At 45.6% G+C, this 13,401-nt stretch carries 11 protein-coding genes; 8 read left to right on the forward strand and 3 right to left on the reverse strand.

The features are described from left to right. Positions 1-233: 233 nt before the first annotated feature. Positions 234-1,181 carry a TDT family transporter gene (locus tag FKN08_RS10695; RefSeq protein ID WP_170892091.1) on the forward strand — a complete coding sequence of 316 codons (948 nt, stop codon included), beginning with the start codon at positions 234-236 and terminating at the stop codon, positions 1,179-1,181. A gap of 45 nt (positions 1,182-1,226) precedes the next feature. Here FKN08_RS10695 and FKN08_RS10700 read toward each other — a convergent pair whose 3' ends face one another. Together FKN08_RS10700 and folE are read right to left on the reverse strand one after the other, a co-directional pair. After that, complete coding sequence (locus tag FKN08_RS10700; protein WP_170892092.1) at positions 1,227-2,465, reverse strand: NRAMP family divalent metal transporter; 1,239 nt, start codon at positions 2,463-2,465, stop codon at positions 1,227-1,229. A gap of 275 nt (positions 2,466-2,740) precedes the next feature. Continuing rightward, entirely contained in the window at positions 2,741-3,394 is a 654-nt protein-coding gene (gene folE, locus FKN08_RS10705; RefSeq protein WP_006741127.1) for a GTP cyclohydrolase I FolE, read from the reverse strand. A 287-nt stretch (positions 3,395-3,681) separates the two neighbouring features. Between folE and moeA the strand changes: the two genes are divergently transcribed. The 7 genes from moeA (at position 3,682) to FKN08_RS10740 (ending at position 12,059) form a co-directional block, all read left to right on the forward strand. Continuing rightward, positions 3,682-4,917, forward strand: a complete 1,236-nt coding sequence (moeA, locus tag FKN08_RS10710; RefSeq protein ID WP_170892093.1) for a molybdopterin molybdotransferase MoeA — start codon at positions 3,682-3,684, stop codon at positions 4,915-4,917. A 9-nt stretch (positions 4,918-4,926) separates the two neighbouring features. After that, positions 4,927-5,676: a molybdopterin-synthase adenylyltransferase MoeB gene (gene moeB, locus FKN08_RS10715; protein WP_170892094.1), complete on the forward strand. Its 750-nt coding sequence runs from the start codon at positions 4,927-4,929 to the stop codon at positions 5,674-5,676. 185 nt (positions 5,677-5,861) lie between these two features. Further along, a complete protein-coding gene (locus FKN08_RS10720; protein ID WP_170892095.1) occupies positions 5,862-7,973 on the forward strand; it encodes an LruC domain-containing protein in 2,112 nt (703 codons plus the stop codon). A 10-nt stretch (positions 7,974-7,983) separates the two neighbouring features. After that, on the forward strand, positions 7,984-8,439 hold the full coding sequence (locus FKN08_RS10725) for a hypothetical protein (protein WP_074190498.1): 456 nt from the start codon (positions 7,984-7,986) through the stop codon (positions 8,437-8,439). Between the two features lie 140 nt (positions 8,440-8,579). Beyond that, a complete protein-coding gene (locus FKN08_RS10730) occupies positions 8,580-8,876 on the forward strand; it encodes a hypothetical protein (RefSeq protein WP_006741132.1) in 297 nt (98 codons plus the stop codon). Between the two features lie 39 nt (positions 8,877-8,915). After that, positions 8,916-9,746, forward strand: a complete 831-nt coding sequence (locus FKN08_RS10735; RefSeq protein ID WP_170892096.1) for a sulfurtransferase — start codon at positions 8,916-8,918, stop codon at positions 9,744-9,746. A 21-nt stretch (positions 9,747-9,767) separates the two neighbouring features. Beyond that, on the forward strand, positions 9,768-12,059 hold the full coding sequence (locus FKN08_RS10740; RefSeq protein WP_170892097.1) for an EAL domain-containing protein: 2,292 nt from the start codon (positions 9,768-9,770) through the stop codon (positions 12,057-12,059). Positions 12,060-12,084: 25 nt separating this feature from the next. On the opposite strand, the gene FKN08_RS10745 is transcribed toward FKN08_RS10740, so the two are convergent. Continuing rightward, entirely contained in the window at positions 12,085-13,377 is a 1,293-nt protein-coding gene (locus FKN08_RS10745; protein ID WP_170892098.1) for a glycoside hydrolase family 18 protein, read from the reverse strand. Positions 13,378-13,401: the final 24 nt, after the last annotated feature.

Genomic DNA, 13,401 nt, shown 5'->3' on the forward strand with positions numbered 1-13,401 from the left:
ACCATCGAAGGGTTTGGAGCGATAAACTCTACGTTTTTACATCCTTTCCCAAATATTCGATACCAAACTCACAAAAATACTATTCTCTGATATTTCCTCACCACCTTTCATGAGTAAGCACTCTCTAAACTTGCTAGTATTCGCTACTCAAATAGAGCATTTCATCCAAATCATCACGTTTCGTTTCATTCAGGCAAAAATCAAATGGAGTAGATTTGAACTGGAGAAGACTTGTGCAGTTTTATAGCGTTCCGCCGTCTCAAGCCGCGTTAGCGCTAGGTATGATAGGTTTAGGACAAGCTTGGGCACTCTATGTCCCTGAAATTGGTGAACCAATACGCCCATTTTTAGCGTCACTCGGCGCGCTTTTACTCGCCCCTGTGCTGATAAAATATGCCACGAATCCACGATTATTTATGGTCGACATTCGTCACCCATTGAGCGGTAGCTTAATGGCACCCATGAGTATGGCGTTACTGATCCTTGCAGATTATCTTGCTTCTGTAGCGCCAATCATTGCTTATCCACTCTGGTTTATGGCACTTTTGCTGCATTTTACTATGATGGTACTGTTTTTTAGCTTTCAGCTAATGAACTTCAAAATGTCGAATATTGTACCTAGCTGGTTTCTCTATCCAGTGGGACTGATCAGCAGCTCATTAGCAGGCTCCCAATTGGGTCACAACCTATTCTCTGAAACCTTAGCGATGATGTGCATTGGCATTTATTTCTTTATGTTACCGCTGGTGCTCTATCGTTTGGTGTTTTTCGGATCTCTACCGAGACGAGCCAGGCCGACCCTCGCAATTATGGCCGCACCGGTAAACTTGTCATTGGCGGCATACTTGGTGAACTTTCCCCTGCCCGATCCGATACTGACTGGCGCATTAGCAGGGATTGCTATCACAATGACGTTATTGATCTACCTGTGTTACTTCCGCTTACTTCGATTGAAGTTTCAACCTTCTATCGCGGCGGTAACCTTTCCTTCCGTGATCAGTGCCATTGCGATGCACCGCTTAACCTCCTTTTTTGCCGAATCGCATCCACATTGGCACTGGCTACACGATTTTGGCTTTTTAGAGCTCAGCATTGCGACTGTGTTGGTGGTTTGGGTATCGTCAGGTTACGTCAAAATGTATTGGCCAGAAATCGTTAAGTCGCCCTCTAAACAAGCATAAAAAACGGCCTCATCTGAGGCCGCTGTTCATCTCATCAATAAGACATCAACCCACAAACTTCGCCATGAAGTTCCCAATGTTAGTCAAACTCGATGCCGCCATTACGATAACAATCGCTGCTCCAGTTAGCGTTAAGTACATTGGGTGTTGGTAGTCACCGACAATATCTTTGCGCTTTGTCGCAACCAATACAGTGCCCAAAACGATAGGAAGAATAATGCTGTTCACTAGGCCCGCTAGCATCAAAAGAAGAATTGGCATGTCCATGGTTACCGTGCCTAGCGAGGTTAGGATAATGAAACCAACACACCACGCTTTCTCGTTTCGCGCCACAACTGGGAAAAGCGTCTTAATTAATGATATAGCCATGTAAGAGTTGCCAACCACAGACGTGATGGAAGCTACAAACAGTACTAAGCCAAAGATGAAGTAACCAAGCTGGCCAGCACCTTGACGGAAAGCATCCGCCGCAGGGTTAGCCGTATCCAGCGTTGCGCCTGTCGCGATAACGCCAAACACCGCCAAAAACAGTAGGATTCGAATAACCACCGCGATAGAAATACCAGCCCACGCTGTTGAGGTGATGGAAGGCACGTTCTCTTTGCCTTTCAAGCCGATGTCTACTAGGCGTTGTGCACCCGTGTAGTAACCGCCAACTGCACCGCCAACGATAGTCAACGTAGGCAGAAGCAAACTACCAACATCCATAGGCATCACCGCTGCACTTAGTGTCTCTCCCATCGGAGGTAAGCTCGTCATAGCCACGTATGCGATCAGAACGATCATGAACAAGCCAAGGTAGCGGGCCATTTGGTCCATTCGTTTGGAGGCGTTATGAACCACAAACAACAAACAGCCAACGACACCGGTAAACAGTGCGCCCCATGTTGTGTCCACGCCCGTTAGCACATTGATGCCTAACGCTGCGCCACTCACGTTGCCAAAGTTAAACGCCACTGCACCAAGCGCAAGGAGAATACCAACACCATAACCCATGCCGGGTGCCACTTTGTTCGCAATGTCTTGGATTCGCATGCCAGAAACGCCGACAATACGCCACAAGTTCATCACAATACCAAACGTGATAAAAATGGAAGCCAAAACTGGAAATGCCATGTCGACTTTGTAGATATTTGTGAAGACTGCGGTTTGAGTTAAAAAGCCGGGACCCACAGAGGTTGTCGCCATCAAAAAAGCGACACTGAGCATGGCTTTCTTTTGCCAACTCCTTTCTGTAACTGGAGCTGAAATAGAGGAGGTGCTGATAGTGCTTTGTGTAGTCATGCCGAGTCCCAAATTTGTTGTCTTTCTATTATTAGAAAAAAGAAAGACAACTGACCGAGATCAGCTGAACTTAGAGAAATATCTCTTTTTAAAACAAACGATTACAAGTTGTAGTCGTTCATTGGGCGCATATATTAAGAGCAACGGATGTGACTGTCAATACACAATTGCATAATTACTATTTATTGCGACTCACTTGACTATGATTTGGATATAAAAGATATAAAAAAGGATGGCAACTCGCCATCCTCTCTCAATTTTATTTGTCGATTTGATTAACGCAGGCCATGCAGAAATTCAGCACGGGTCGCTGGGTTGCTCTTAAAAATACCACCTAACGCTGTAGTCGTGGTTTCACTGGTGGCATCCATCACACCGCGTGACTTCACACAGTAATGCGTCGCGTCGATAGTCACCGCTACATCGTCAGACTCAAGCAATGTTTGCAAAGCAACAAGGATTTGCTGGGTCATACGCTCTTGAACTTGAGGGCGTTGCGCAAAGAAACGAACAATACGGTTGATCTTAGACAGGCCAATGATCTTACCGCGAGGAATATAAGCAACAGCGGCTTTACCGTCGATTGTCACAAGGTGGTGTTCGCACGTACTGGTCACAGTAATGTCTTTCACGCGAACCATTTCGCTCACGTTCATCTTGTTTTCGATAACTGTGATCTTGGGGAAGTTGGAGTAATCCAAACCAGAGAAAATCTCGTCCACGTACATTTTTGCAATGCGGTGTGGCGTTTCCTCTAAGCTATCATCCGTAAGGTCGAGCTGAAGCAGACCAAGAATCTCACGCATGTGGTATTCAATCTTTTCCTTCTTCTCTTCACGGCTAACGGCATTAGGGCGCATTGGTGTTTCTAACCCGCGTTGCTCTAGCGCTTCTTTCACTAACTTTGCTGACTCGCTAAGACCTGACATTCCACTTCCTCTTTTGTAACTACCACTCTCGGTGTGAAATACAATTGCCGTGTTTTCATCCCGTAGCGTTAAAGTCGCTCAGTCCGATGTTTATAACGCCAAGGCACATAACAAGAATACACTGAGCTATTTTCTCATGCTCCGTAGGAACTTTACCCCTTTCGGATGGGTGACAAGGATACTCGGATTTTTGAATAATTACACCCATATTTTATAGGTGGACATTCTTACTCGGTCCCCTTTTATGGTAGAGTTGCCACAAAACAAAAGAACATAGGATTATCTCAATGGGCTGCTGCGACGCACCTGGCTTGATGCCAATTGAAGAAGCGATGGATAAGATGCTATCGCGAATCAAACCTATCCAAACGACACTTTCTCTTCCTCTTGCTGACGCTCTGGGTTTTGTGCTGGCTGAAGACATTTTATCGCCAATTCACGTGCCCCCTTTCGACAATTCAGCAATGGACGGTTATGCCATTCGTATTCAAGACCTAGAAGTGTCTACAGTGTTGCCTCTGGCAGGTAAATCCTTCGCAGGTCAGCCTTTTGAGGGTGAATGGCCGGCAGGCACTTGTGTTCGAATCATGACTGGCGCGAAAATTCCGGAAGGCTGTGATGCCGTTATCATGCAAGAAAATACGGAAGTGACCAACGCTGGTATTCAGTTCAACCAAACGGATGTGAAGCCGCAAAATAACATCCGCCCTACGGGTGACGACATCAAGCAAGGCGATATTGTATTGGCAAAAGGCGCGCGCCTGACACCGCGCGATATTCCAATGATTGCCTCTCTTGGTGTCAGCCATGTCACCGTCGTGCGTAAGCCAAAGGTGGCATTTTTCTCCACAGGTGATGAACTTAAACCATTGGGTGAGCCACTCAAGGCAGGTCAAATCTACGACAGTAATCGTTACGGTATTAAGCCGCTGATTGAAAACTTTGGTTGTGAAGCGATTGATCTTGGCATTATCCCTGATTGCCCAGAAACATTAAAAGCAACGTTTGAAAAAGCACAAACGCTTGCGGATGTGGTTGTAACGTCTGGCGGTGTCAGCGTTGGTGAAGCAGATTACACCAAAGACATTCTTGAAGAACTTGGCGAAATCGGTTTCTGGAAACTGGCAATCAAGCCGGGTAAACCTTTCGCATTTGGCAAGTTAAGTACTGCTTGGTTCTGTGGGCTACCAGGTAACCCTGTATCTGCGGTGCTAACCATGTACGTACTTGTTCAACCAATGTTGGCTAAATTGGCTGGCCACACTGAATGGAAGGCGCCAGAGTCTATCCCTGCTACGACTAAAACCGCATTTAAGAAAGCGCCGGGACGTACAGACTACCAACGCGGTATCTATACTCTAGAAAACGGTAAATTTGTCGTTGAAACCACTGGCAACCAAAGTTCAGGAGCCTTTCGCTCAATGAGTTTGGCAAACTGCTTTGTGGTGTTGGAACGTGAGCGTGGCCGTGTGGAAGTTGGCGAAACGGTTCAAATCCAACTATTTAACTCAACGTTATACTAGGAACGTACCGTGGATATTCTTTCCGATCAGGAGATGCTGCGCTATAACCGCCAGATCATTCTTCGTCAGTTCGATTTCGAAGGGCAAGAAGCTCTCAAACAAAGCTCAGTGCTTATTTTGGGTGCAGGCGGTTTAGGTTGCGCTTCTAGCCAATACCTTGCCACGGCTGGTGTTGGCAATATTACTTTTATCGATGACGATATTGTTGAACTCTCCAATTTACAACGCCAAGTATTGCACCACGACGCCGATGTTGGCCGTAAAAAGGTTGACTCCGCGGCGGATGCGTTGCGGGAACTTAATCCTCATATCGAAGTAAACACCGTTGCTAAACGCCTTGACGACATTCAGCTTCAGGCTTTGATTGAACAACACACTGTGGTGGTCGATGCTTCAGATAACGTCGACACTCGCAATCAACTCAACCGACTCTGCTTTGCAACAAAAACACCGCTTATTTCTGGTGCAGCCATTCGTATGGAAGGCCAAGTGAGTGTGTTTACGTACGACGACCCAACTCAACCGTGCTATCAGTGTTTGAGCGCGCTATTCGGCAGCAGTGCATTAAGTTGCGTTGAAGCTGGCGTCATGGCGCCTGTTGTGGGTATTGTTGGCGCTGTACAAGCGATGGAAACCATCAAGGTGATTGCAAATTACGGCCAACCCAAAAAAGGGAAGATCCTCATTCTCGATGCGTTTAGCATGTCCTGGCGGGAAATGAATTTGATGAAAATGCCGACCTGCCCTGTTTGTGGCTAAGTAACGCTGTCAGCTTATCAATGAAGATTCTCAAAAAGCTCAACGTAACGTTGAGCTTTTTCTTATTCTGAGATTCATATTTCGAACCAAATAACTTACCGATATAAAATTCATTATAAACAGTAAGTTAAAAACTGGCACATTCCTTTCATTGCATATCATACAAACCAATGAGAGGGCGAATCATGAAAAGGACATCACTATTACTTGGATCTCTGTTTGCAAGCGCATACGTAAGCGCAGCGCCATTCGACACTTGTCCGAGCAAAGCATATTTATTCCAATCGACCCCAGTGCAAGTTTACGGCGTTAATCTGGTTACCGGATCAACCAAGTTACTGACCGACGATGTGGGCTTAGCATCTGGTATTAACGGCGTCGGTTTCAACTTCACTGATCGATACATCTATGGTTACGATACAACCAACTTGAAAATCGTACGTTTAGGCCAGGACTTTCAAGCGGAAACTCTCAACGTACAAGGGCTTCCTAGCCATACGTTTTTTGTCGGCGACGTGTACAACCACGTCTACTACTTGTATCGCAAAGGTAAAGGGCTATTTTCCATTGATCTGTCGCCGTTAGATACGGACCCAAATGCTACCTTAACCCTGAATAAAATCACATCAAATGCAAGTGTGAGTTTAACCGATTTTGCGTTCCACCCTGGCGACGGTGCGCTCTATGGTATCGATAATGGGTCTGGCATATTGTATAAATTCGATACAAAAACAGGCCAAGCAACCGCGATCGGCAATACAGGGGAAACGGGTACCTTTGGTGCAGGCTACTTTGATGTAAACGGAAACTACTACGTATCGCGTAACCAGGACGGCAAAATTTATCGCGTCGACTTATCAGAAAATAATGCCGCCAATATCGCTGCGGGCATTGTTCCTGCTGTAGAGTTTGTGTCTAACGGTCCAAGTTCCAGCCAAAATGACGGTGCCCGATGCGCGAACGCTCCCGTTATTGACGAAGACGAGCCAATTGACTTTGGTGACGCACCTGACACTTACGCTACCTTGCTCTCTTCTAACGGACCACGCCACGCTGTTGATGGTGTAACTTGGCTTGGCACAATTGCGCCAGATGGTGATGCCGATGGACAAGTGGCTCCGTCTGGAGATAACAAAGTTGGTACAGCAGATGAAGATGGCGTCGGCTTTGTTACCGCACTCGACCCAGGGTTAAGTTCACTAGTGAGCGTAACTGCATCGACATCCGGCTACTTGTCAGCTTGGTTTGACTGGAACCGAGATGGTGACTTTGCTGACGAAGGTGAGCAAGTATTCACCGATGAGTTACTCTCTGCAGGCAGCAATACGCTTCCATTTGTCGTCTCTGAACTGGCAACCGCAGGCCCTAGCTGGAGCCGATTCCGCTTTAGCCAACAAACTGGTCTGAACTTCGATGGCGGATCAACATCAGGTGAAGTAGAAGATTACCCAATCACAATCACTGAAAACGGCGTATCCGTACAGCACTTCCCAAGTGCCGATTCCTACGCAACGGTCGCGTATGAAGACAACTGGCCTTACACCGCTGACTACGACATGAATGACGTAGTCATTAAGTTCCGTATGACTGAAACACGTATGGACGGCACGGTGGAAAATATCCAAATTAGCGGAGATCTGGCCGCCTATGGGGCTGGCTATAAAAATGGCTTTGCTATTCGTCTACCTGGCGTTTCGAAAGCAAGCATTGAAAACGGCTTAACAAAGCTAACGTTTAATGGCAAAGAACAACCGACCAACGGTCTAGAAGCGGTATCAGAAGAAGCCATCTTCATTATCAGTGACGACCTCAGTCAGTATGCGCAAAGTCAATGTGCGTATTTTAGAACCCAAACGGGTTGCAATGATAACGTCGCGTTGTCTTTCACACTGACCATCTACTTTAAGGAAGGAGCCGACCGCTCAGCGCTACAGGCCATGCCTTATGACCCATTTATCTTTGCCACCCCCAATATATATCACGGCGATGGCATCACCTTTCAACCAGGTAGAAAATGGGAAGTACATTTGCCAGACCAAGCACCAACTGAGCAGTTTGATGACGCAAACCTATATGGCGTGGGCGTAGACGCAAGTGACCCGGCTCGAGGCGTGTACTTCAAAACAGCGAACAACCTCCCTTGGGCATTGCTTATCGTCGAAGAGTGGAATTGGCCGCTAGAGAAAGTTGACTTAGTTGACGCTTACCCAGAGTTTGCCACCTACGCCGAGTCTGGTGGGCGAGAAGGAGCAAACTGGCATACCCAACCTAAAGCAAACAAACGTTACATTCCATAGGAGAAGCATCATGAAAAACTTAATCACAATCATCATGGGATTAGCGTTAACAGCCTGCGGTGGTGGCGGTGGCGGCGGTGGCGACAAAAGCAACGATAACGCTACTCCACCTCCAGCTCAAACTACCGTTATTGTTGAAGAGCCAAGCATGCAAAATTTAGACGTACCAGATGGGTTCGATTATGACCCAAGGTTAGAAAGCTCACTTGCGGTAGATATTAGTGGTTACTCTTTACAGCGCGCACATCTGAGCATTTATAAGGAGTACCGTGAAGATGCGTCTGGAACCTACCAAGCGAAATATTCGAGCAATGTTGCTTCTGCTGCGCTGACGAGTGGGAAAGCTAACTTAGACTTCTCCACCTCGGATAGCCAAGGTAACCTATTAATCGAAATTTGGTTCTACGATGGCTCAGAACCTCTGCAAAAAGTCGTCTCAACCGGAAATACGACATGGCGCATGTAAGATGCTCTATTGGTGAGCATTGATACTCGGGACTGGCGCAAGCCACAGGTTTTAAGACAAAATCGCATCGTTCTTTGAACATGCGATTTTTTTGTTGTAAAACAAAATGATTACTTGAAACAATAGCAATGGAGCGCAAATTGGATAATCCCAAAACCTATATGTTGGTCTTCAGCGGTTTCATTGCCCTACTTGTGCTCTTGTTGCTCATTAAGCAAACGGATGAAAACACGGTTTCAGCCACCGTCATTAGCAATACTTTAACTCAGTCCCTTGATGGTCAACGTCGGTACCTCACTATTAATTCACCTGAGATAGAGCAACAACGAGTGACGGTTCCAGTGTCCGCATCTTGTCCAGTGGGCTCTATTGCGTTGTTCCACCAAGCATCCCGCTCAAGTCTTGACTCATCCCTTTCATTCATTCGCTGTGAGTAAAGCTACTGTGCGGACTTCCCAAATAAGAAGGATTTAACCATGCAAGCATTGATCGATGCCAAAGAGCTTCATGCTTTATTAGACCAACCGAATGTAAAACTTCTAGACGCGAGTATTCGTTTTCAAATTCCTTCCGAAGGGAAAAAGATCGCCAATAAGTGGATTCTAGGCTCATTGCGTTTCGACTACGACAATGACTTTTGTCTCCCAGATACCAATCTCCCTCATATGATGCCAACAGAAGAAGGATTTAATAACAGCGCTCAGAAACTTGGCCTGAACAACGAAGACCTTATTGTTGTTTATGACAACTCAGGAACACTCGCCTCTCCGCGCGCATGGTGGATGTTTAAGGCAATGGGGCACAATAATGTCAAAGTGCTTAATGGTGGCCTCCCGGCTTGGATTGAGGCTGGACTGCCTGTCACGGATGTCTTGTCAGAAGCTAAGCAGCTTGGAAACTTTACCGGGAAATTAAATAAACATGCTTTTTTGGACGCAAATGCAATATTAGAGTACTCAAACAATTGCAGTGCAAACATTGTTGACGCTCGCTCACGTGCACGTTTTTTAGGCGAGGTACCAGAGCCAAGAGAAGGACTGCGTTTTGGTCATATTCCTAATTCTGTTTGCCTCCCTTTTCAAACATTATTGAGTAATGGCTTTATAAAGGCAGACTCGGAATTGAAACAAGCATTTAGTGCACTAACGTTATATAATGATAAATCAATCATTTTCAGTTGTGGCTCAGGTGTAACGGCCTGTATTTTGCTGCTAGCAGCATACCAGTTAGGTTGGCGTGATTTATCGGTCTATGACGGGTCATGGACAGAATGGGGCGCAGACCACTCATTACCCATTACTCGCTAATCTAGGAGCTATCGAAGCGGCATGGTCAGGTTAAAGAAGAACATTTGGACACTATACATGGCGCTACTTACGATAAGCGCCGTGCTGTTCGTGTTGTTTGGCCGCTACCATTATGAGTCAACCCTGAATAAGTACAAAGATAAGCAGCTCCTACAATTGGAGCTGTTTGCCTCTTCTGTCGAATCACTTCTGAAAGGACAAGAATCGTTACTTGAAGTCATTGGTCATCAGTTGGTCGAGAGAAATGACTTTACTCGTACAGCAGCAGTTCAAACTCGCCCGATGCTGGACAAACTGCTCAGTATCCATCCGGCGATTATTGGATTCGGCCTAACCAACCCCGATGGAGACTACATCGCCGTAAGCTCCAACTTGATCTTGGCAAAGCTACATAATCTAAAACAAGATCAATTGACTCGTGATACCTTTTTGGCAGCGCTCAACTCCGACCGAATGATTATAGGTCGAACGTATTTTATGCCAGCTCAAGATTCACTTGTGATTCCGATCCGAAAAGCAATTCCAAATAAAGATGGTGTTGTACAAGCAGTGATGACGGCTGGCTTTAATATGAATTCATCTTCGGTTTTTCGTAACGATATCCATGCCAATGAGCACAACCGGGTCACATTGATCCGCAGTGATGGCTACCTTACTTTTAGCTCGTCAGAAGATACAACCCTAGAAGATTACCTAAAACCTGCCAATGATTTAGATATAAAAGCCGTTATGGCTCAAATCACAAAAGATTCAGGCTGGGATATGGCGCAACTAAAAGAGCTCACACGAGCGCTCAATATTGTTGTCGACAATTCTCGCCTGAGTGAGTTAATCACATTGAGATACCTTCCTGATTATCATCTTTGGGCCTCTTCCTCGACAGATTTGAATTTTATTAAGCGCGGATTTTACGAACAGTTTGCACTGTACTCGATTGTTTTTCTTATCGTCCAAGGTGCTTTTTACGCTTTATTCCGCTCCATTGCGAACAATGAACATAAAACAAAACTGCGTTTGCTCTATCAAGCGAACCACGATCATCTCACTGGATTACCAAACCGAGAGTACCTACGCGCAAACATTCGACACTGGCTTTCTGGGAAAGGGAATCCTTTTTCTTTGATGTTTATCGATATTGATAATTTCAAATCAGTCAACGACACACATGGTCATGACTTTGGCGACGAAGTTCTAAAACAAATATCTATCCGCTTAAACACCTTTGTTAACGATGGCCGATTAATCATCCGTGAAGCCAGTGACGAGTTTATTTTTCTAACGAATCGAATTGATGAAGTAAGCGTTAAAAGACTAGCGAGCGACTTAATAAAGGCGCTATCAGAACCCTACGAAGTCAATGACAGTCAGTTCCTGCTCAGTTGCAGTATTGGTATTGCCTGCTATCCACACCATGGTGAAACATTAGATGAACTGCTCCTGTCAGCCGATATTGCGATGTATCAAGCGAAAAAACAACGCAACGTATACAGCCTGTTCAATCAGCAGATGCAAGCTACACATCTGCGTAAAATGAAAATTGAGCAACGCCTGAGGCTCGCGATAGATAAGCAAGCGCTTCATATGGTTTATCAACCTCAGTTAAACCTAGAAGGCGATATTTATGGTGTCGAAGCGCTTATTCGTTGGAGTGATGATGAGCTCGGCTTAGTCACACCAAGTGAATTTATTCCCGTCGCAGAAAGCACTGGGTTGATGGTTCGTATTGGTGAACAAATCATTGAAAATAGCCTGACAGATATGGCTAAGCTGACTGGTAATATTGATACATCTATCCAGATGTCTATTAACATCTCGGTCAAACAGTTTGTTCACGCCAAATTCATTACTAATCTTATGAATGCTATTGAGAAACGCGGCATCGAATGTTCAAAGATTACCCTAGAGATCACCGAAAACCTGTTTATTGAAGATCTTGAAAAGTTCGCACCAATTTGCGAGCGCTTGCATGCTCTTGGCTTTAAAATCTCGCTCGATGATTTCGGGACTGGCTACTCTTCATTAAGCATGTTGCGTACGCTACCTATTGATGAGGTGAAGATTGACAAGAGCTTTGTCGATCACATTGAGCATGACAAAAAAGCACTGAACATGGTTAAGAATATCATTTCTATCGGCAAAAACTTTGAAATGAAAGTACTGGCTGAAGGAGTAGAAACGCTGCAACAACTGAATGAGTTAAAAGCTTGCGGTTGTGATTTGATTCAGGGCTACTTCTACTCTAAACCTTTATCGCTTGAAGACTTGATCGCTTTTACGAGGCAGAACCAAAGCAAAGAAACCGTAGTTGAATAACTACGATCGCTTTGCTTAGAAGGTTTTATTTATTCATTTCTTGGTACATCACCTCCACCAACTCGCCTTTCGGGTCGCCTGATAATTCCCAGGTAAAAATGCCACCTAAGTTCGCCTGTTTAGCCCAATTTGCTTTGGCTTTGATCGAGCGTTGATCTTCGTAAGAGATAAAGACTTTCTTTACAGGATGCCACAAGTAAGGTGCTTGAGATTGCTCATCATACTTGTACTCGTAACCCTGCTCCGCTCCATAGTTCTTCACCAAATCCCAGAACATGAAATAGCCGTTCTCACCCGTACCAAACTGCGCTCCTTGCTCGGAGACAAGATCTTGCGTTGGTAAGCCACCCGAGAAGTCTTTGGTACCTTGCCAGCCACGCCCGTAAAACGCAGCGCCAATCACCAGTTTCTCACTTGGAATACCGAGCTCAATCATCTGATTGATGAACACGTCTGCGCCCATGCCCCACCAGCTTCGCTCAGTCGCATGCAAGTTGGTAGTATGCCCGGTTTGCTGCCCCCAACCGCCAAGGAAGTCATACGTCATTGCAAACATGTTAGTTAGGTACGGCTCCGCGGCTTTCCAATCGATACCTGCTGCTTTTGGACCAACGCCTACAGCAGTAGAGAGCTCGTATTCACGTTTGGTTTGATTTGTGAGTTCATCTAACTCTGCACGCATGGTTTTTACCAAATAGGTAAAGGCCTCACGCTCAGATGCTTTTTGTTCATCAGAAAGCTTGGTGTCAGGGTTCCAAGGCGACGTTGTTAAACCGCCACCACCTGGGAATTCCCAATCCAGATCAATACCATCAAAGAAATCATATTGAGCAATCAACTTAACGGCAGTTTTTGAAAATTGATCCATCGCTTGTTTGCTTTTCGCCATAGCATGGAACGGTTCGGACATTGTCCAACCACCAAAAGAAGGGAGAATTTTAAGATCAGGATGTTGTTTCTTCATTTCAGCAAGTTGAGCGAAGTGGCCTTTGTATGGAAAGTTAACGGAGACATCGCCAAAGTCCTTTCCTAATGCTGCTTCTGTATCGACAATGATCGCCGTATACGGATCTTTTCCTTCACATTGTTCGGCAACCAGTTTTTGTACCGCTTCAGAAGCACCGGTATGAGGGCCGCACATACTAAGAAACGCATAAATCACATGCGTCAGCTTATCGGCGGGAATATCGTTCACCGTGTATGGGTTTTCTGCATTTGCGTACTGCCAATCCGCAAAGTAACCCGCTACGACTTTTTGCTCGGCGTGCGCCGCACCAGTTAGCCCCATAATCAGTGCAGCAAGAAGTGTCTTTTTCATTGTGTTCTCCAGAGTAGATGTACA

It is taken from the genome of Vibrio sp. 1-2 (7-a), from assembly GCF_013048515.1.
Lineage (GTDB): Bacteria > Pseudomonadota > Gammaproteobacteria > Enterobacterales > Vibrionaceae > Vibrio > Vibrio diabolicus.